Raw genomic sequence first — 20,510 nt, 5'->3', positions numbered from 1 at the left:
GGTAGGCAATTGCGAGACGCCACACTAGAGCCCGCTCGCGGCACGGGCGAGCTGCTCGATCGCTGCCCAGTTTCCGGCACGGATTTCGGCCGCGGGACACAGCCAGGAGCCGCCCACCGCCGCCACATTGGCCTCGGCAAACCAGTCGGCGGCGTTGCCCGCATTGATGCCGCCGGTCGGGCAGAAAACCACGCCTGCGGGAACGGGCCGGCAAGCGCCCGCAGCGCCGCGATACCGCCAGCCTCGCGGGCTGGAAAGAACTTGAAGATGTCAAAGCCGCGCGCCAGCGCCGCCATCAGTTCCGCCTGCCGTGGCGATGCCGGGGACGAAAGGCAACCCGTTGGACGCGGCGGCGTCGAGCACGGTACCAAGACCGACGATGGCCTCCGGCACCTCCGCCATGATCGCTTGCGCCGCCTCGAGCGCCGCGGCGGTGCGCAGCGTCACTTCCAGCGTCCTGATGCCGCCGAGGACCAATGCGCGAGCGAGCGGCACCGCATCCTCGACACGCTCAAGGGTAATCACGGGAATGACCCGCGCCGCTTTCAGCAATGGCAGCAGCGGACCGCGGTCGCTATGAATCGTGGTCATGACGAGACCTCCTTTTCCTGGTCTCGCGGACCTGCGAGGTCGGCCGGCATCGCGGGGCGGGGAATGATCGCCCCGCGATGACCGACCACGATGCCGGCAAGCCGGTGACCGGCAGTGGCGGCGACGACGGGGTCGGCACCACCGAGCCGTGCCGCGAGATAGGCCGCGGCAAAACTGTCGCCCGCCGCCGTGGTATCGACCACCCGCTCGACCGGCGTCGCCGTGACGACCGTGTCGAAACCAGGAAGCCGCACGCGACACGCCGGCTCGTGCAGCTTGAGCACCAATTCTCCGACCACGAGACGATCCGCCGCCTTGTTTCCCTCTCCGCCGCCGTAGAGCAGATCGAGATCCTCGATCGAGGCAAGCACGATGTCGCTCACCGCAAACGCTTCGCCATAGGCCATCTGCGCCGCCGCGCGATCCGGCCAGTTGCGCGGCCTGAAATTGGTATCGAAGGCCACGCGGGTACCGGCCTGCCGCGCCGCAGCCAGTGCCGCGAGCAGGCGAGCCCGGCCACCGGCATCATAAAGCGACAGCGTAATCCCGGAGAGATAGATGAGGTCGTAAGCCGAGAGGTCTGCCAGCATGGCCGCACTGCCCGGCAGATCGAGCAGGGCGCGTGCGGCCGAACTGTCGCGCCAGTAATGAAAGCGCCGTTCGCCATCGGCCGCTGTCTCAATGATATAGAGCCCGGGCAATTTGCCCGGAATGCGGGCGACATGCCGGGTGCCGACACCCTCCGCCGTCCAGGCTGCGACCATCCCCCCGCTCCAGACGTCGTCGCCGAGGGCGGTGACATAATCGACCTCGGTGCCGAGGCGGGCAAAATAGATCGCAGTGTTCAATGTATCGCCGCCATAGCCACGCTGCAGCTGCCCAGCCGGAGCCGGGGTCAGCTCGATCATGCATTCGCCGATGCAGGCGATCTTCATGTCGGATTGAAGCCGCGCACCGATGCCGACTGATGCCGTCGCGCCAAGTCGTCAGCGCCGAAGCGGCGACGAAGCCAGCCAAGCCGATATCGACACAAGGTGGGCGTCATCCGGCGCGGCCTCAGCTGACAAAGCGGCCTTGCAGTTCATCCTCGATATGAATGCGGATGATGTCATCGAACGTCTTCTCAATGGTGGTGAAGCCGAGTTCGCGGGCGCGCACCGGGGAGAAATCGCGTGGCCAGCCGGCGACGATACCGATGATCGTGGGATCGGGCTCGCGGCGGACGCGCGCGGCGACCTTGGACCCGGCGACCCGTGCGAGCGCAGCAATCTGCTCGCCCACCGTGCAGGACAGGCCCGGCATGGTGAGGCCGCGGCGCCAACCCATTTGGACGAGGTCCATGGTTCCGGCATGGAGCAGGAATCCGACAGTGGAGCGCGGCGTCGCGTGCCAATGGCGGACGTCCTCCGCGACCGGCAGCACGGCTTCCTCGCCGTTGAGCGGCTCGCGGATGATGTTGGAAAAGAAGCCTGACGCCGCCTTGTTGGGCCGGCCTGGCCGCACGCAGACCGTCGGCAGACGGATCGAAATGCCGTCGAGGAAGCCACGCCGCGAAAAATCGGTAATCAGAAGTTCGCAGATCGCCTTCTGGGTGCCGTAGCTGGTGAGCGGGGTATGGAAGAATTCATCCTCGATCTTTTCGTGGAAGGGTGCACCGAACACCGCGATCGACGAGGTAAAGACCATCCGCGGCCTGTAGCCGCCGCCGACGGCGCGGATCGCCTCGAGCAACTGCCTCGTGCCGTCGAGATTGATACGGTAGCCCTTGTCGAAATCGGCCTCGGCCTCGCCGGAGACGATCGCCGCGAGGTGGAAGATGGTATCCGGCCGGCCGACGACCAGCGGTGCCGCGGCGCCGGGCTCGGCGAAATCGCAGGTGATGCAGTCGACGGGCATGGCCGCGCCCGACGGCTTGGCCGGGGCCACGACGTCCTGCAGCGTCAGCTTGGTAATCGCCGCGTCGCCGAGACGCCCGTCACGCACCAATCGTTCGGTAAGCTTGCGACCGACCATGCCGGCCGCGCCGAGAATGAGAATATGCAAGGTCCTGCCCTTTTGCGTCCTGGTGTCCCGGTTCTAACGCCACCGGCATGGTTGAGACTGTAGTCCGGTTTTGGATTTGGTGCTCGTACGACGGACGCAGCGCAAAGCTGCCATGCGCGTCGAATCCACCGCACGACCGGTGCTGAACCCGCTATTCCTTCACCGCTCCGGTCATCGCCGACACATAGTGTTCGACAAAGAAGGCGTAAAGGATGACCAGCGGCAGCGAACCGACCAGCGCTCCCGCCATCAGCGCACCCCAGCGATAGATGTCGCCATCGACGAATTCGTTGACGATCGCCACCGGCACCGTCTTGTTCGGCGTCGAGGACAACAGCGTCAGCGCGTAAATGAATTCGTTCCAGCACAGGGTGAAGGAGAAGATGAAGGCCGAGATCAGGCCCGGCACCGCCAGCGGCAGGATGATCTTGACCAGGATCTGCCAGCGGCTGGCACCATCGATCAGGGCGCACTCCTCGAGCTCGAAGGGGATGGTCTTGAAGTAGCCCATCAGCAGCCAGGTCGAGAACGGGATCAGCAGCGTTGGATAGACGAGGATCAGCGCCAGCGGCGAATCGAACAGCCCGTAAGCCTGGATCACCGTCGCCATCGGAATGAAGAGGATCGATGGCGGAACCAGATAGGCGAAGAAGATCGCCGCGCCGACCACTCGAGCGCCCTTGAACTGCAGGCGGACGATGGAATAGGCGGCAAGCACGCTGGCGGCGATGGAGATGACCGTGGCACCGGTGGCGACATACATCGTATTCCACAGCCAGCGCGGGTACTCCGTCTCGAACAGCAGCTTGCTGATGTGCTTGAGCGTCGGGTGGACGACCCAGAACGGGTTGTAGGTGTCCATATCGATCAGCTGGGCATCGGGTTTGATCGCCGTAAGCGCCATCCAGTAGAACGGAAACAGCAGGATCACCAGGATGATGCCGAGCGGCAAATAGAGCGTGATCAGCCGCGACGGCAGCGACTCCAGGTAGGACATGCCTTCAGCGTTGTCGATCGCGGGGCGGCCCTCGACGATATGTCCGGCGGCGGTTTCAGTCATTGTTGTTTCCACCCTGCTGCCACTTGCGCTGCTGCAGCCCGAACCACGATACGGCGATCGCGGCAAGCAGGAACGGGATCATCGCCGTGGCGATGGCCGCGCCCTCCCCGAGCCGGCCGGAAAGAATCGCGCGCTGGTAGCTCAGCGTCGCCATCAGGTGCGTCGCGTTCACCGGGCCGCCGCGGGTCATGGCCCAGATCAGCTGAAAATCGGTGAAGGTGAAGAGGACCGAGAAAGTCATCACCACGGCAATGATCGGGGTGAGCAGCGGGTAGGTGATATAGCGGAAGCGCTGCCAGGCCGTCGCGCCGTCGAGCGTCGCCGCCTCGTAGAGCGAAGGTGACACCGTCTGCAGGCCGGCCAGCAGCGTGATCGCAACGAAGGGAACGCCGCGCCAGATATTGGCGAAGATGACGCTGCCGCGCGCCCAGTTGCCGTCCCCGAGGAAGTTGATGTTCTCGGTGATGATGTGCATCTTGCGCAGCGACCAGGAGATGATCGAGAACTGGGCGTCGTAGATCCACCAGAAGGCGATTGCCGACAGCACGGTCGGCACGATGAACGGGATCAGCACCGCGGCCCGGATCATCGCCTTGAACGGCATGTGGCGGTTGAGCAGCAGCGCGAGATAGAGCCCGACGGCGAATTTGATGGCGCTGGCGACGATCGTATAGAGAAGGGTGTTGAATACCGACAGCCAGAAGACGCTGTCGTCCCACAACCACTCGTAATTCTCCAGACCGATGAATTCGCCGCCCCGCCCGATGCGGGCATCGGTCAGGCTGAGCCACAGGCCGAGGCCGAGCGGATAGGCAAGGAACAGGATCAGGAAGCCCGCCGCTGGCAGCATGAACCAGAACGACAGCCAGTTGCGGTTGGAGCGCAACCGCTGCCAGGCATGCTGCAGCCCGGACGAGCCTTGGCGGGATGCAGGCATGACTTCGAGAACGGCCATAGGGCGAACAACTCCGAATGCGATACTTGATCGTAAAGAAACCGCCCGCCGACGCGGATTGTTCCGCGCCGGCGGCTTCAATTCTTAGCGATAGATGCGCTTCGCCTGGCGCTCGGCATTGGCGATCGACCCCTTCAGGTCCTCACGTCCTGTGCAGTAATTGGCGAACATGTCGACGACGATGAAGTCGGCGACTGCCGCCGCAGCCTTTTCCCCGAGCGTGCCGAGGCCGGCCGGCGTCAGGGTGCGCTTGGCGACATCGCGATAAGGTGTCACCTTCGGATCCGAGGTCCAGATCGGGTTCTTGTCGTAGTCCAGCAGGAAGGGCGACAGATACCCCTGGGCAGCCTCGATCCAGGGATTGAACTGCGGCGCTTCCTGCATGAAGGCGGAGAACGCCTTGCAGGCCTGCGGATACTTCGTGAATTTGAACGTCAGGATCGGGAAGGCGAGATGCAGCTCAGTCGGCCGGCCGATCGGGCCGACCGGCATATAGGCGTGATTCATGTCCTCCGCGATCGCCTTGTTCTCCTTCTTCGCGGTGACATAGATCGAGATACCGTTGTTGGTGCAGTAGAGCTCGCCGGCGAGAAATGCCTTGTTGTTCGACGAGTCGTTCCACGACGCGGTGCCGGGAATGAAGGTGTCGTAGAGCGGCTTGACGTATTCAAGTGCCTTGGCGGTCTCCGGCGAATTGATCACCACCTTGTTGTCGCGATCGACGAGATTGCCGCCGAAAGCCCACAGCGCCCAGTGCACCCAGCCGTTGGCGTCGCCCGAAGCGTGGCCGAGCGCCATGCCGGCCGGGGTGTTGTTCTTCTTCAGCGCCTTGCAGAGCTCGAGGAAGCCGGCAGTGTCCTTGGGGAACTCCTTGAAGCCGGCCTTCTCCATCGCCGAGATGCGGTAGTTCATCAGCGAACCGGTGGTGGCGACGGGAATGCAGATCCATTTGTCGCCGGTCTTGCCGTAGGCCTCGGCCGACGGCGTCCAGCCACCATATTTCTTGCCGAGGTAGTCGGCGACGTCGGTCACATCGAGGCACTTGTCGGGAAACAGATGCGGCAGCGAATAGAGGCCCCACACCATGTCGAGCCCCTGCCCGGTATTGGCCGCCACCGAGGCTTTCGGCTGAACGTCGTCGTAGGATTCATTGGAGACGCTGACCTCTACTCCGGTCGCCTTCTTGAAGGCCTCGACCATCGCCATGAACGCGACGTCCTCGGCCTCGACGAAGCGCTTCCAGCGCAGCAGGTTGATCTTGGCGCCGGCCTCCGGCTTCCACTGTGCGGCCTGCGCCCACGCCTTGGCGAAGCCGAACAACTGGTCGGCGGACATCGTCGTGAGGCCGGCTGCTGCGGCGGCGCCGCCCAGCAGCAGGGAACGCCGGCTCGGGATAAAATCGGTCATCCTAGGTATCCTCCAGTGTCCGGATCGTTGATGATGTCCGGCGTTGCAGTCAGAAACGGCCGCAACGACCGGCCTCGACCACGACCTCAAGGGCGTTCCGAGAGCCGTCGTTGCGAGACATCGGCGCGCATCCGATCTCAGAGGCGCTTGCCGCTCTCCTTGTCGAACAGATGGACGGCGCTGATGCGCGGCCGCAAGCGGATATTCTCGCCCGGCCCCACATGCTGGCGCTCGCGGAACACCGAGATGATGTCCTGATTGCCGATACGCGCGACCACCTGCGTCTCCGAGCCTGTCGGCTCGACCACCACCACCTCGGCCAGGACGCCGTCGTCGGCGAGTTCGAGATGCTCGGGGCGGATGCCGTAGACCACCGGCTTGCCCTCGGAGGCGGCAGGCGCGGTGGCGAGCGGCAGGCGGGTGCCGTTGGCGGTCTCGACCGCCGGCGTCGCGCCGCCGACCACCTTGCCATCGATGAAATTCATCGCCGGCGAACCGATGAAGCCCGCGACGAACTGGTTGGCCGGCCTGTCATAGAGCTCGAGCGGGGCGCCCATCTGCTCGATGATGCCGTCGTGCATCACCACGATCTTGTCGGCCATGGTCATGGCCTCGATCTGGTCATGGGTGACGTAAACCGTCGTCGTCTTCAGTCGCTGGTGCAGTTCCTTGATCTCGGTGCGCATGGCGACGCGCAGCTTGGCGTCGAGGTTCGACAACGGCTCGTCGAACAGGAAGACCTGCGGATCGCGAACGATGGCCCGCCCCATGGCGACACGCTGGCGCTGGCCGCCGGACAGCTGGCGCGGATAGCGGTCGAGCAGCGGCTTGAGCCCGAGGATGTCGGCGGCCTTCGCCACCCGCGTCTCGATCTCGCCCTTGGGCGCGCCGCGCAGCTTCATGGAGAAGGCCATGTTGTCGCTGACGGTCATGTGCGGGTAGAGCGCGTAATTCTGAAACACCATGGCGATGTCGCGCTCTTTGGGATGGACGTTGTTGACCACCCGCTCGCCGATCGAAATCGTGCCCGAGGTGATGTTTTCCAGCCCCGCCAGCATGCGCAGCAGGGTCGATTTGCCGCAGCCCGACGGCCCGACCAACACGACGAACTCGCCGTCCTCGATCGGAATCGAGACCCCGTGAAGGACTTCGAATCCGGCAAACGACTTGCGAACGTCGTGAATCTGCACTGGCGCCATTCATTTCCTCCAATTGGTCCAGGCGAGGCGTGACGGAAGCCGACGTCGCCGCGAGCTGTTCTGACCTATTGTTATTTGCTTGTTTTGTTTGTGGTGTCGTTCTTGTTTGCTTGGCGAAAATACGACTTCAGATAGCTATCCCGTTCGGAAGGTGCAGCACCAACCGCATTCGATCCGATCCGTCCGGCATCCGAACCGATGGCTAGCATGCCCGAATATCGCTTTCGCGCAGCTCGATAAAAGTCTAAAGCGCGCCCGCTGGCAAGCGTTGCGAAGACAAAATCGAAATGCGAACATCCAGCATCTTAAAAAACGACGTGTGCACTGCGGGAGAAACGATGACGACGCCGGCTACTGCCTCAAAAAAACGCACGCTGCGGTCCGAGCGCTGGTTCAACGATCCGACCAATCCCGGAATGACCGCGCTCTACCTGGAACGCTATCTCAATTACGGGCTGACGCGCGAGGAACTCCAGTCCGGCAAGCCGATCATCGGGATCGCCCAGACCGGCAATGACCTGTCGCCCTGCAACCGCCACCACATCGAACTCGCCCACCGGGTTCGGGAGGGCATCCGCGCCGCCGGCGGCATCGCCATGGAATTTCCCACCCACCCCATCCAGGAGACCGGCAAGCGGCCGACCGCGGCGCTCGACCGCAATCTCGCCTATCTCGGTCTGGTCGAGGTCCTGTTCGGGTACCCGCTCGACGGGGTGGTGCTGACCACCGGTTGCGACAAGACCACGCCGGCCTGCCTGATGGCCGCGGCGACCGTCAACCTGCCGGCCATCGTCCTGTCCGGCGGGCCGATGCTGAACGGCTGGTTCAACGGCGAACGCACCGGTTCGGGAACCGTGGTCTGGAAGTCGCGGGAGCGCCTCGCCGCCGGCGAGATCGGCTATGAGGAATTCATGCAGATCGTGGCGTCCTCGGCGCCCTCCGTCGGCCACTGCAACACCATGGGCACCGCCTCCACCATGAATTCGCTGGCGGAGGCGCTCGGCATGTCGCTACCGGGCTGCGCCGCCATCCCGGCGCCCTATCGCGAGCGCGGCCAGATCGCCTACGAGACCGGCAAGCGCATCGTCGAGATGGTCTGGGACGATCTCAAGCCGTCCGACATCCTCACCCGCAAGGCCTTCGAGAACGCCATCGTGGTCAATTCCGCCATCGGCGGCTCGACCAATGCGCCGATCCACCTCAATGCGCTGGCTCGCCATATCGGCGTCGAGCTCACTATCGAGGACTGGCAGACGGTGGGCCATGACGTACCGCTGCTGGTCAATCTGCAGCCGGCCGGCGTCTATCTCGGCGAAGAATATCACCGCGCCGGCGGCGTGCCGGCAGTGGTGCGCGAGCTGATGAAGCACAAGCGTATTCATGCCGACGCACTGACGGTGACCGGCAAGGGCATCGGCGAAAATTGCCAGGACGCCGCTCTGCCCGACGGCGACGTGATCTGGAGCTACGACAAGCCGCTGGTGAATGACGCCGGCTTCCTGGTGCTGCGCGGCAACCTGTTCGATTCCGCGATCATGAAGACCAGCGTGATCTCCAAAGAGTTCCGTGACCGCTATCTGTCCAACGCCAAGGAGCCCAATGCCTTCGAGGGCCGAGCCATCGTTTTCGAGGGCCCGGAGGACTATCACCACCGCATCGACGATCCGTCGCTCGATATCGATGAAAACTGCATGCTCTTCATCCGAGGCGTCGGCCCGATCGGCTACCCCGGGGGCGCCGAGGTGGTCAACATGCAGCCGCCGGCGGCACTGATCAAACGCGGCATTCACGCCCTGCCCTGCATCGGCGATGGCCGGCAATCCGGCACGTCCGGTTCGCCCTCGATTCTCAACGCCTCGCCGGAGGCGGCGGCCGATGGCGGCCTCGCGCTGCTCAAGACCGGCGACCGCGTCCGCATCGACCTCAACAAAGGCGAGGCCAATCTCCTGATCAGCGACGCCGAGCTTGCCGAACGCCGCGCCGCGCTCAAGGCCAAAGGCGGCTTCGGCCACCCGGAGAACCAGACGCCGTGGCAGGAACTCTATCGCAACACCGTGGGCCAGCATGCCACCGGAGCGTGCATGGAACTCGCCACCCGCTACCAGGACATCGCCGGCCACTTTGGCGTCGCCCGCGACAACCATTGAGCGCGCCGGCGGACGGAATGGCCCGCCCGATCCGCTTCACGTCGTCCCGAGGCACCCGGCGGAGCCGGGCCTCGAAGGACGACGTGGCCCTCAGCGGCGGGCGGCTCATCCTTCGAGGCTCGTGAGCTCGAGCGTGGGTGCGATGACCAGCTCGCATCAAGACCGGTCCAGGCCGCCGTCACGGTCCACGACGGCGTCTCATGGGCCGGATTCCCAGGGAGAAGATTAAGTCCATGTCAGATCGCCTCAAGGGCAAGCGCGCCTTCGTCACCGCCGCCGCCGCCGGCATCGGCCGCGCCTCGGCCATCGCCTTCACCCGCGAGGGCGCCACCGTCTTCGCAACCGACATCGACGAGGAGGCCCTCGCCTCGCTCAAGAGCGAAGGCATTGCCGAAGTCGCCCGCCTCGATGTCCGTGACACCGCCGCGGTTGACGCCATGGCCGCCAGGGTCGGCAAGGTGGATGTGCTGCTCAATGCCGCCGGTTTTGTCCACAACGGCACCATCCTGGACTGCTCCGAGGCGGACTGGGACTTCTCCTTCGATCTGAACGTCAAGTCGATGCACCGCATCCTGCGCGCCTTCCTGCCGGCAATGCTGACGGGCGGAGGCGGCAGCATCGTCAACATCGCCTCGGCTGCCGGGGTCACCAAGGCAGCGCCCAACCGTTACGTCTACAGCGCCACCAAGGCGGCGGTGGCGGGACTGACCCGCGCCATCGCGGTCGACTTCATTGCCAAGGGCATCCGGTGCAACTGCATCTGCCCCGGCACGATCGAAACCCCCTCGATGCTCGGCCGCGCCGCGGCGGCCGGGCCGGGCGGTCGCGAAATGTTCATCAGCCGTCAGCCCATGGGCCGGCTCGGCACCGCCGAGGAGATCGCGGCGCTCGCGCTCTATCTCGCCAGCGACGAAAGCGCCTTCACCACCGGCGTGGCCCACATCATCGACGGCGGCTGGACGCTTTGATCCGTCACCGGCTTGCCCCGGACGCAAGGAGGAACGAACGTGAATGACATCGATCTGAAGGGTCGTTGCGCCGTGGTCACCGGCGGCGCCCAGGGTTTTGGCCGCGCCATCACCGAGCGCTTCGTCGCATCCGGCGCCAAGGTGGCAATCTGGGACCTCGACCGCAATCTGATGGACAAGACCGCCCAGGAGATCGGAGATGCGGTGTTGCCGGTGCATGCGGACATTGCCGATTTTGCCGCCATCGAAGCGGCGCGCGAGGAGACCCTCGCCGCGTTCGGCCGCATCGACATCCTCGTCAACAACGCCGGTATCGCCGGCATCAATCGCACGGTGTGGGAGACCGAGGTCGACGAGTGGCGCAAGGTGATGCGCATCAATCTCGACGGCCCGTTCCTGTGCTGCAAGGCGATCGTGCCGGTGATGATCAAGCAGGATTACGGCCGCATCATCAACATCGCCTCGATCGCCGGCAAGGAGGGCAACCCTAACGCGGCGCACTACTCCGCTTCGAAAGCGGGCGTGATCGCGCTGACCAAGTCGCTCGGCAAGGAGCTCGCCGCCACGCCGATCGCCGTCAATGCGGTGACGCCGGCGGCGGCGCGCACCGCGATCTTCGACCAGATGACCCAGTCGCATATCGACTTCATGCTGTCGAAGATTCCACGCGGCCGTTTCGTGCTGGTCGAGGAACTCGCCGCCATGGTGGCGTGGATGGCATCGGAGGAATGCGCCTTCACCACCGGCGCGGTCTTCGACATCTCGGGCGGGCGGGCGACGTATTGATATGATCAGGAGCTGGGGACCCAAGCTCTTCGGCTGCCACTCATTCAGATCGTCGTGCCCGGCCCTGCGCGCCGCGCACGGTCAACACACTCACTCCGGCCGCGGCTCGTCCGGGAAGCTGATGGCATCATAGGCCTCGACCGAGGCGCGGGCGGCGGCGCCGATCTGCGCCACCGTGACGCCCGGCTTATAGAGGAAGCTGCCGAGGCCGAAGCCATGACAGCCGGCCGCGGCGAAATCCGCGAAATTGCCCGGTACGGCGCCGCCGACCGCGTAAAGCGGCATCTGGCGCGGCAGCACTGCCTTGATGGCGCGAACTCCGGCGGCGCCGAGAATTTCGGCGGGGAAGAGCTTCAACGCCGTAGCGCCGAGACGGATCGCGCGGAAGGCTTCGCTTGGCGTCATCACCCCGGGATAGGACTTCAGCCCGAGCGCCAGCGTTCGCCGCACCACCTCGTCGTGGCAATCCGGCGACACGACAAAGCTGCCGCCTGCTGCGGCGACCGCCTCAACCTCGGCCGGCTCCAGCACCGTGCCAGCACCGATCGCCGCCCGTCCGGTCATGCTGCGCGCCGCCAAGGCGATGCTCTCCAGCGGCCGCGGCGAATTCAGCGGCACCTCGATCATGGTGATGCCGGCCGCGACCAATTCCTCGCAGGCCGGCACGATTTCGGCGGACGAGATACCGCGCAGGATGGCGACGAGACGACGATGGCCGGTCATGACGATTCCCCGAAACGATCCCTGGCGGCAATTCCCTAGTGTGGCGTTTCCAACGTTCGTATCCCATTTGCAGCAGGCGCTCATACGAACGTTGGAAACAAGGGGACACTAGTGTCCTGTCTCCGAATTACCGCTTCATTTGCCTCACCCTCGCACGGTAATTCGGAGACATCAGGACACTAGCAAAATCAAAAAGCTAGTGCGGCTTATGTCTCGCAATTGCCTACAGGGGCTTGCCGCAAAGGGCATAGGCAATTGCGAGACGCCACACTAGCATCATTATGATTCTAATGCGGTTTTGGATCTGACGCGCGTACGACGAATTCGCGGCAATGCTGATACGAGCGTCAGATCCACCGCACTGGCCAACGCGGGCGATCAGCTGGCGTGTTTCACGTCGCAGCCCGCCGCGCCGCCGTCAACCCTGCCAGCACCGCGGCGCTGGCGTCGACGATCTGCGCGGTCCCACCGATCAGCTTCAGGCCTTCGGCGTAGAGCCGCGACAATTCCGGCGCGCCGATCAGCGCCACCGGCATTCCCGCCAGCGCAGACTGCTGGCCCCCGATATCGGCGCCGACCAGCAGACCTGAAAGATACCCCGCACACCAGGATGGCGTCTTGCCGGAGAGGAGTGCCGCCGCGCGCACCCGGAATAGCTGGCTCAGCAGTTTCTCTGGCGCCGCGACACCCGCCGCAAGCCCCTCGGCAATGCCCCGCCAACGTTCTGCTGGATCGATCTCGCCGCCGAGCGAGTGCCGCAGCACCGAATGCAGTCGCAGGATTTCGAAGATCTCGCCGGTCATCGCCGACGAGAAGCCCTCGACACGGCGGCCAGCTAGCCGCACCCATTTGCAGTGCGTGCCGGGCAGTGCCACCACCCCGTCGAAGTCCGGCAGGAGGGTCGCCAGTCCGAGTAGCTGGGTTTCTTCGCCGCGCATCACGTCCTCTGCGCCCGCGCGCCGCTGGCAAAGCCCGGGCAGGATGCGCGGCAACAGGCGTCCGACGGCCGGCACCGGCGCGACCGCACCGGCGAGGAGTTCGTCGAGTGCCACCGGCACATCGAGATAAGGGGCCTCGGCCCAGCCCTGGCGGGCACCGGCCATGCCGCAAATCACCACATCGCGCCGCGGCCCGGCGCTCTCGAGATGATCCGCGACCAGCGCCGTGAGCACGGCCGGATATTCGCCCGGAGCGAGGCGCGCCATGCCGCGATCGCTGGCCACCGAGAACAGCACTGATCCGTCGATGGCGATGCCCCAGGCGCGCATGCTGGAGGTGCCCCAATCCACTGCGATCCAATCCGGCTCGACCATTTCGCGCCTCCCCATCTCCTATCCTGCCCCACGAGCAGTGCCACGTGCCCGGCACCGGCCTCAAGGGGCTTTTGCGACGTCTTTCTTTTCAGACCAGACTTGCAGCACTGCGGCCCGGCCCTAAGTCTTTCGCAACGCGATGCGATTATTCTGTCGGGATGCTGCGGAGCCCGCAGCGGCCTCGATTTGGCCGCTCGCGTGGCATAGTGCGGTAGTTACCTGAACCTCAGGCGGCCGGATGCGACTAAAGCTGAGGAGTGGTGGTCGCGTATTGGCTGACATAGAAGCGATTGCAGGACATCCGATGAACGCGTTCGTATCGAAGTCTTACTGGCTGATCTTCAAGGCGGCATGCGTCGCCGTCGGCCTGATGCTGATGGCCCCGGCGAGCCACGCCCAGAGTGGTCCCTTCGCCGGTCTCGATGGCGCCTGGTCGGGCGGCGGCACCATCCGTGTCGCTGACGGGGGCAGCGAGCGCATCCGCTGCAAAGCGAACTACACCGTGGGCTCGCAGGGCAATTCCCTGCAACAGGCCTTGCGCTGTGCCAGCGACAGCTACCGCTTCGACCTCAACAGCGACGTCATCAGCCGCGGCGGCAACCTGACCGGGACCTGGAGCGAGATCAGCCGCAACATCAACGGAGGCGTCGAGGGTCGCGCCGGCAACGGCCAGTTCAGTGCGCTGGTGACCGCCAACGGCTTCGCCGCCGAACTATCGATGATCGCCAAGGGCAACCGCCAGACCATCGCCATCAGTTCGCAGAATACCCAGCTCAAGGGCGTGCAGATCACGTTGGCGCGCTGAGCGCTTGATTTTGACAGTTTGGTAACGACACGGCGGCCCCTGGGGCCGCCGTTCGGCTTTGAACGACGGCTTCCCGGCCTCCTCGTTCTGAAAAGCCAAGTCGGCGGACACCTGAAAAATCTGCCCCTCCCTCACACGCCTGTCTTCGCCGGTCCGCGCCACAGACCACGCACCATCTGCGAGAGGCCGACCAGGAACATGGCGGTCGGACGCAGGATGAAGAGATCGGCGACAAGCGCGGCGATCATCGAGAAGGCGCTGAGCCAGCCGAACAGCCGCAGCGAGGGTAGATCCGAGAACACCATCACCCCGAGACCGCAGGCCAGCACCACCGTGGTCAGGATCAGCGCCGGCCCGACCAGCACCGTGGCGCGCTCGACCGCGATGCCCGGATCGGAGCCGGGTGCACTCTCCAGCCGCAGACGGTTGAGGAAGTGAATGGTCGCGCTAAGGCCGAGGCCGAAGGACACCGTGAGCGCGACCACGCTGGCGAACTGGAGGCCCTCGCCCATAGCCCACAGCACCGTGCCCGACGCGACTACCGGAAAGATGCCGGGCAGGATGCTGGAGAACATCACTGTCGCAGAACGGAAGGCGAGACCGATGAAGACGGCGACGAAGACGAACTCGATGGTCAGACCGGAATTGAGCTTTTCGATCATGTTGGCGCTGTTGCGCGCCGCAATCGCCGACAAGCCGGTCACGGCGATTTCGTAGCCGGGATGCTTGGCCCGCACCGCATCCATGGCCTTGTCGAGACCCTCGACCACCGGGAGGATCTGGCTGGAATCGAGATCAGGCACCCGCGCCGAGACCACCACGGCATCCTGCTCGGCGGAGATGAAGCGCCGCTTCAGATGGTCGGGAATGACGTCGACATATTCCTTGAGGGTGGCGACGTCATGGGCGCCGGCCTTCTCCGCCAGCCAGCGCCGCAGCGTTTCCAACGACCAGACATTGCCGACACCGGCCTGCTTCTCCACCAGGGCGTGGACGTCGGCGACGGTCGAAAGTGTCTGGGGATCAAAGAGCGAAGCGCCCTTGGGGAATTCAATCAGGATGTCGATCGGGTTGGCGCCAGTCAGCTTGGCGTCGAGCCGGCTGCTGGCGGCGACAGCCTTCTGCTTGTCGGGGACCTGGTCGGCGAGACGATAACGCGGCTCGAGATGGGCATAGATCAAGGCGAGGCCGCCGACCACGGCCAAGGCAATGGCGCTGAACAGCGCCGGGCGACCGACCATGCGCACGGCGATCCAGGCGCAGAAGCGACGCAGCGCGTTGACGCCGACGTCGGCACTCTTGAACTTGGCGGCGAATTCCTGTTCGCCGCGCACGAACAGGATGCCGAATACCGGCACGAAGGACAGCACCGCGAGCAGCGCGATGACGGTTGCAGCCAGCCCGGCCTCGCCGAAGGCGCGGATCAGGTCCGAATTCGAGAACTGCAGCGCCAGGAAGGAAATGCCGGCGGTGGCATGGGTCAGCACACAGGCCGGTCCGACCACCCGAACAGCGTTGCTGAAGGCCGTCACCTTGTCCTCGCCGGCGATCAGGCGGTCGCGGGCGGCGAAGGTGAGCTGCATGGAATCCGAAAAGCTGATCACCATGATCAGCGGCGTCATCACGTTGAGGAACATGTTGAGGCTGAAATTCGCCCAGCCGAGGCCTCCCAGCGCCAGCAGGATGGCGAGCAGAGGCGGAAACGCCGCCACCACCATGAAGGAGACCTTGCGGAAGAACAGGATCGCGATGATGCAGCCGGCAAGCACGCCGGCGACATTGTAGATCAGACCGTCGCGCTCCACCGCATTGCGGATCTCGAGCTGCATCACCGGCACGCCGGAAAGTTCGACCGACAGCCCGGTATCGCCGAGATCCTCCTTCATGGTCTTGCGAATCTCGCCGACCGTGGCCTTCAGCCCGTTGCTCGACACCACCGAGGGTTCGAGCGACAGCACGATCAGGGCCAACGTACCATCTTCCGACAGCAGCTTGCCGCGAATGATCTCATTGGTCTTCACCGTGTCGATGAACTGGCCGTAGGCCCTGCCTTCCGGCAGGGTCTCGGGGAATAGCGGCGCCGGAAACTGTCCCGGCGCCGGCGCCTGACGGGCCGAGAACAGCGAGATGATGCCACGGGTACCATCGATGAGCTGCAGATCGGTGACCAGGTCGCGCAACTTTTCGAGATTTTCACGGGCCAGCAGGGCCTTGCCCTCGACCACCACCAGCACATCGAATTCGGTCGACGGGAAGCGCTTGGTCACCTCCTCGTACTGGTGATATTCGCGGGTATTGGAACGGAACAGCTGACTGAGCGAATCGTCGATCTTGATCCGCTGCACGCCGAAAAAGGCGCCGATGCACAGCGCCACCAGAATGATGCAGGACAGGATCGGCGCCTTCATCGGGAATAGGCCGATGCGCTCCAGGCCGAACGCGATACTCAGTGACCGCCGGGCAGCGGCATCCTCGGCGCCGACATTGATCTTTCCGGGGTCAAGCATGCGCGATCCGCTTCCGTGAGCCGGCCCGGCTGGCGACGTCTCCGTTGTCGTCAACGGGTGGTGCCGTCGTCGAGCGCGAGGCCCGGCCGATTTCAAGGCGAGGTGGACGAGGCACTGCGAGAATCAGCGCCGCGTGCCCTCCGATCCTACAAGCCAACCCGGTTCAGCGCCAAGGATTCGGCGGAGACCGGACCGGCCGGTTTTGGCCGATGCTGCCCCGGTTGTCCCCGCTCATTCCGCACTCTTGGGGGCGTCTTCGTGGCAAAAATGCGCGAGCGGGGCCCGCTCACGACGAATTCGGCCTACCCGGCATGCCATGGCCGAGGTGTGTCGCCGGTGCGTCACACGCGCTCAAAAAGCAGGGCCGCGCGGCGCCACGTTGGCTGACGCGCGGCGCAACCCGAGAGCCTCGAAAAGCTTACTCCAAAGTCTGGGCGATGGCCTTGCCACACGTCACGGTGTTGGCCGGGCCGCCCAGATCGCGGGTACGCAGCTTCTCTTCCTTGAGCACGGTTTCGATCGCCGTCTCGATCGCCTTGCCGGCTTCGACCTCGCCGAGATGATCGAGCATCATCGCCGCCGACCAGATCTGGCCGATCGGATTGGCAATGCCCTGGCCGGCAATGTCCGGCGCCGAGCCATGCACCGGCTCGAACAGCGAGGGGAATTCGCGCTCCGGATTGATGTTGCCCGACGGCGCGATCCCGATGGTGCCGGTGCAGGCCGGGCCGAGGTCCGAAAGGATGTCGCCGAACAGATTGGAGGCGACCACGACGTCGAAGCGATCGGGGTTCATGACGAAATGCGCGGTGAGAATATCGATGTGATACTTGTCCCAGCGCACCGTGGGATATTCCTTCGCCATCGCCTCTACCCGCTCGTCCCAGAAGGGCATGGAGATCGAAATGCCGTTCGACTTGGTCGCGGAGGTCAGATGCTTCTTGTTGCGCCGGCGGGCGAGGTCGAAGGCGAAGCGCAGGATGCGGTCGACACCGTGGCGCGTCATGATCGTCTCCTGCACCACGAATTCGCGCTCGGTCCCCGGGAAAGCCCGACCACCGATGGACGAATATTCGCCTTCCGTATTCTCGCGCACCACGAAGAAGTCGATATCGCCCGGCTTGCGACCGGCCAGCGGCGACTTGACCCCCGGCATCAACCGGACCGGGCGAAGATTGACGTATTGGTCGAATTCCCGCCGGAACAGGATCAGCGACTGCCAGAGCGAGATGTGATCGGGGATCTTGGCGGGCCAACCCACCGCGCCGAAGAAGATGGCATCATGGGTGCCGATCTGCTGCTTCCAGTCGTCGGGCATCATCTGCCCGTGTCTGGCGTAGTAGTCGTAGGACGAGAAATCGAACGTATCGAGCTGTAGCTCGAAGCGATATTTCGCGGCAGCCGCCTCCAGCACGCGCAGGCCCTCCGGCACGGTTTCCTTGCCGATGCCGTCGCCGGCGATGACGGCGATGCGATATTTGCGGTTGCTGCCGGTGGGTACCATGGATGTCCTGACCTTCTCGCGTTGTTCGTTGCCGTTGCTGACAAGCCTCGAGCGCGACAGCGCCGAAACTCACCTGCTTAAATACCACCCGGATAATCTTCGCCAGAGCGTGACGCGCATGTGCGCCTTGTCGCTTGCGGTATGCTGATATACTAATTTCCAGGCGGCCGCATGGCATCTCATTCAGGACGCAAGGTAACCGCCGCAAACAAGGCGGCTTTCGAGGGAGGATGACGACATGGCCGCTTTCGGCCCGACCCGGCGCTCGCTGCTGCAGGGGACGCTCGCCACCGGAGCGCTCGGCCTTGCCGGCCTGCACGCCTTCGCTGATCCGCAATGGAAGAAATTTGCCGGCACCACCATCGAGGCCAATCTGGTCAAGGGGCCGCGCGGCGAATTGCTGCAGCGCCACGAGAAGGAATTCACCGAGCTGACCGGCATCAAGGTGTCGTCGGAGGTCATTCCGGAGCAGCAGCAGCGCCAGAAGGCGGTGATCGAACTCACCTCCGGCAAGCCGAATTTCGACGTCGTGCATTTGAGCTACCACGTGCAGAAGCGGCAGTTCGACAAGGCCGGCTGGCTCGCCGATTTCTCGGGCTTCATCAAGGACCCGAACCTCACCACGCCGGACCTCAAAGTCGAGGACTTCTCCGCCGCCGGGCGCACTTACGCGACCACCGACAAGGGTCAGCTGCGCTCGCTGCCGTGGTCGGTCGACTACTTCATGGTCTATTACAACAAGGAGATCTTCGCGAAGAAGAAGGTGCCCTATCCGGAAACGATGGAGGACCTGATCAAAGCCGCCGAGATCCTCAACGATCCCAAGGAAGGCATCGCCGGCTTCGTCGGCCGCGGATTGCGAAACGCCAACCTGCCGATGTGGGCAAGCATCTATCTCGGCTACGGGCTCGACTTTCTCGACGACAAGGGCAACCTGCTCACCGACAGCCCCGAGGCGATCGAGGCCACCAGACAGTATCAATATCTCCTCACCAAGGCCGGCCCGCCCGGCATCGCCGGCTTCAACTGGATGGAATGCCAGGCGGCCTTCATTCAGGGGCGCGCCGCCATGTGGCTCGATGGCATCGGCTGGGCGCCGCCACTGGAGGACCCCACCCGCTCGCGTGTCGTCGGCAAGGTCGGCTACGGCGTCATGCCCAAAGGCCCCAAGATCCGCGCGTCGGCGACCTATGGCGACGGCATCGGCGTCGCCGAGGCGAGCAAGAACAAGGAAGCCGGCTATCTCTACAGCCAGTGGGCGGTGTCCAAGCTGATGGGCGCGCGACTGCTGCAGATCGGCGGAGGCGTGCCGTTCCGCGACTCGGTGATCGATGATCCGGAGACCCGCAAGGGCGTGAAGATGCCCATGGAGTGGCTCGACTGCGTCACCGGCTCCGCCAAGATCAGCAAGCTCGGCCTGCCGGTGATCGTGCCCGTGGCCGAATTCCGCGACGTCATCGGCGCCGCGCTCACCGCCACGCTGTCCGGCGCCGATCCGGCAACCGAGATGAAGAAGGCGACCGAGCAGTTCAAGCCGATCCTGGAGCGCAGCGAGAAGGGATGACCGAGACCGCACTCGCTGCCGCCAAGCCTGCGGAGACGGCCGCGCCCGCGGCCGCCTCCTGGCGGCGGCCGACTTATTGGCCGTTCGTGCTGCCTGCAGTGGCCGTGGTCGGCGGTGTCATCGTCTTTCCCTGGGCCTTCACCCTGTGGATGAGCCTGCACGGCTGGAAGGTCGGCGAACCGCCAAGCTTCGTCGGCCTGAGCAATTACGGCCGCCTGTTCACCGACGCGCGCTTCATCGAAGCGATGGGGCATACACTGCTCTACACCGCGCTGGCGGTGATGCTGCCGCTCGTGCTCGGCGTTTTGGCGGCACTGGTGTTCCACGCGCAATTTCCGGCCCGCGGCTTTCTGCGCGCACTGTTCGTCATGCCGATGATGGCGACACCGGTCGCCATCGCCCTGGTCTGGACCATGATGTTCCATCCCCAGCTCGGGGTGATGAACTATCTCCTGTCGCTGGTCGGAATTCCGCCCCAGCTCTGGATCTTCCATCCAGCCACGGTCATTCCATCGCTGGTGCTGGTGGAGACCTGGCAATGGACTCCGCTGGTGATGCTGATCCTGCTGGGCGGCCTCGCGGCGATCCCGTCCGAACCCTATGAGAGCGCGCTGATCGATGGCGCGAACCGTTGGCAGATGTTTCGCTACATTACGCTGCCGCTGCTCAGCCCCTTCATCCTGGTGGCCGCCATCATCCGCACCATCGATGCGGTCAAGAGTTTCGACATCATCTTCGCCATGACCCAGGGCGGCCCGGGCACCGCGTCGGAGACGATCAACCTCTATCTCTACTCCGTGGCGTTCGTTTACTACGACGTCGGCTACGGCTCGGCGATCGCGCTGGCATTCTTCCTGCTGGTGGTCGCACTGTCGGTGCTGCTGCTCTATCTGCGGCAGCGGACCCAGTGGATGGAGATGGGGACTGGCTCATGAACG

General features: G+C 64.5%; 17 protein-coding genes and 1 pseudogene. 7 read left to right on the top strand and 11 right to left on the bottom strand.

Going from position 1 to position 20,510, the window contains the following annotated elements; translation table 11 throughout:
• Window positions 1–24 precede the first annotated feature (24 nt).
• The 7 genes and pseudogenes from DB459_RS11130 to DB459_RS11100 all read right to left on the bottom strand — a co-directional run bounded on the left by DB459_RS11130 (window position 25) and on the right by DB459_RS11100 (window position 7,255).
• Window positions 25–591: pseudogene (locus tag DB459_RS11130) on the bottom strand (keto-hydroxyglutarate-aldolase/keto-deoxy-phosphogluconate aldolase).
• Window positions 588–1,526, bottom strand: a complete 939-nt coding sequence (locus DB459_RS11125) for a sugar kinase (RefSeq protein WP_253712901.1) — start codon at window positions 1,524–1,526, stop codon at window positions 588–590. The pseudogene DB459_RS11130 and the gene DB459_RS11125 overlap by 4 nt, the downstream one beginning before the upstream one ends.
• Window positions 1,527–1,647: 121 nt before the next feature.
• Window positions 1,648–2,634: a D-erythronate dehydrogenase gene (denD, locus tag DB459_RS11120; protein ID WP_253712900.1), complete on the bottom strand. Its 987-nt coding sequence runs from the start codon at window positions 2,632–2,634 to the stop codon at window positions 1,648–1,650.
• A 151-nt stretch (window positions 2,635–2,785) separates the two neighbouring features.
• Window positions 2,786–3,694 carry a carbohydrate ABC transporter permease gene (locus DB459_RS11115; protein WP_253712899.1) on the bottom strand — a complete coding sequence of 303 codons (909 nt, stop codon included), beginning with the start codon at window positions 3,692–3,694 and terminating at the stop codon, window positions 2,786–2,788.
• A complete protein-coding gene (locus DB459_RS11110) occupies window positions 3,687–4,649 on the bottom strand; it encodes a carbohydrate ABC transporter permease (RefSeq protein ID WP_253712898.1) in 963 nt (320 codons plus the stop codon). Before DB459_RS11110 ends, DB459_RS11115 begins: the two co-directional genes overlap by 8 nt.
• Before the next feature lie 84 nt (window positions 4,650–4,733).
• Window positions 4,734–6,056 carry an ABC transporter substrate-binding protein gene (locus DB459_RS11105; RefSeq protein WP_253712897.1) on the bottom strand — a complete coding sequence of 441 codons (1,323 nt, stop codon included), beginning with the start codon at window positions 6,054–6,056 and terminating at the stop codon, window positions 4,734–4,736.
• Between the two features lie 137 nt (window positions 6,057–6,193).
• Complete coding sequence (locus DB459_RS11100; RefSeq protein WP_253712896.1) at window positions 6,194–7,255, bottom strand: ABC transporter ATP-binding protein; 1,062 nt, start codon at window positions 7,253–7,255, stop codon at window positions 6,194–6,196.
• Between the two features lie 338 nt (window positions 7,256–7,593).
• On the opposite strand from DB459_RS11100, the gene DB459_RS11095 reads away from it, so the two are divergent.
• From DB459_RS11095 to DB459_RS11085, 3 genes are all read left to right on the top strand, one after another.
• On the top strand, window positions 7,594–9,402 hold the full coding sequence (locus tag DB459_RS11095) for an IlvD/Edd family dehydratase (RefSeq protein WP_253712895.1): 1,809 nt from the start codon (window positions 7,594–7,596) through the stop codon (window positions 9,400–9,402).
• Window positions 9,403–9,635: 233 nt separating this feature from the next.
• On the top strand, window positions 9,636–10,370 hold the full coding sequence (locus tag DB459_RS11090) for an SDR family oxidoreductase (protein WP_253712894.1): 735 nt from the start codon (window positions 9,636–9,638) through the stop codon (window positions 10,368–10,370).
• Window positions 10,371–10,409: 39 nt separating this feature from the next.
• Window positions 10,410–11,156: an SDR family NAD(P)-dependent oxidoreductase gene (locus DB459_RS11085; RefSeq protein WP_253712893.1), complete on the top strand. Its 747-nt coding sequence runs from the start codon at window positions 10,410–10,412 to the stop codon at window positions 11,154–11,156.
• 90 nt (window positions 11,157–11,246) lie between these two features.
• Here DB459_RS11085 and DB459_RS11080 read toward each other — a convergent pair whose 3' ends face one another.
• On the bottom strand, window positions 11,247–11,879 hold the full coding sequence (locus DB459_RS11080) for a 2-dehydro-3-deoxy-6-phosphogalactonate aldolase (protein WP_253712892.1): 633 nt from the start codon (window positions 11,877–11,879) through the stop codon (window positions 11,247–11,249).
• A 392-nt stretch (window positions 11,880–12,271) separates the two neighbouring features.
• Window positions 12,272–13,192 carry a 2-dehydro-3-deoxygalactonokinase gene (locus DB459_RS11075; RefSeq protein ID WP_253712891.1) on the bottom strand — a complete coding sequence of 307 codons (921 nt, stop codon included), beginning with the start codon at window positions 13,190–13,192 and terminating at the stop codon, window positions 12,272–12,274.
• Window positions 13,193–13,496: 304 nt separating this feature from the next.
• Here DB459_RS11075 and DB459_RS11070 point away from each other — a divergent pair, with 304 nt between their 5' ends.
• A complete protein-coding gene (locus DB459_RS11070) occupies window positions 13,497–13,997 on the top strand; it encodes a hypothetical protein (protein WP_253712890.1) in 501 nt (166 codons plus the stop codon).
• Between the two features lie 131 nt (window positions 13,998–14,128).
• On the opposite strand, the gene DB459_RS11065 is transcribed toward DB459_RS11070, so the two are convergent.
• A complete protein-coding gene (locus DB459_RS11065) occupies window positions 14,129–16,504 on the bottom strand; it encodes an RND family transporter (protein WP_253712889.1) in 2,376 nt (791 codons plus the stop codon).
• Between the two features lie 418 nt (window positions 16,505–16,922).
• Window positions 16,923–18,008, bottom strand: a complete 1,086-nt coding sequence (locus DB459_RS11060; protein ID WP_253712888.1) for a tartrate dehydrogenase — start codon at window positions 18,006–18,008, stop codon at window positions 16,923–16,925.
• On the opposite strand from DB459_RS11060, the gene DB459_RS11055 reads away from it, so the two are divergent.
• The 3 genes from DB459_RS11055 (at window position 18,007) to DB459_RS11045 (ending at window position 20,507) form a co-directional block, all read left to right on the top strand.
• Window positions 18,007–18,156 carry a hypothetical protein gene (locus DB459_RS11055; RefSeq protein WP_253712887.1) on the top strand — a complete coding sequence of 50 codons (150 nt, stop codon included), beginning with the start codon at window positions 18,007–18,009 and terminating at the stop codon, window positions 18,154–18,156. The two genes, DB459_RS11060 and DB459_RS11055, sit on opposite strands and share 2 nt — an antisense overlap.
• Before the next feature lie 90 nt (window positions 18,157–18,246).
• Window positions 18,247–19,572, top strand: coding sequence for an ABC transporter substrate-binding protein (locus DB459_RS11050; protein ID WP_253712886.1), 1,326 nt, complete (start codon window positions 18,247–18,249; stop codon window positions 19,570–19,572).
• Complete coding sequence (locus tag DB459_RS11045) at window positions 19,569–20,507, top strand: carbohydrate ABC transporter permease (RefSeq protein ID WP_253712885.1); 939 nt, start codon at window positions 19,569–19,571, stop codon at window positions 20,505–20,507. Before DB459_RS11050 ends, DB459_RS11045 begins: the two co-directional genes overlap by 4 nt.
• Window positions 20,508–20,510 lie beyond the last annotated feature (3 nt).

It is taken from the genome of Bradyrhizobium sp. WD16 (assembly GCF_024181725.1).
Lineage (GTDB): Bacteria > Pseudomonadota > Alphaproteobacteria > Rhizobiales > Xanthobacteraceae > Bradyrhizobium_A.
Note: the sequence above shows the minus strand (reverse complement) of the source record. Positions and strands in the feature narration are given on the sequence as shown.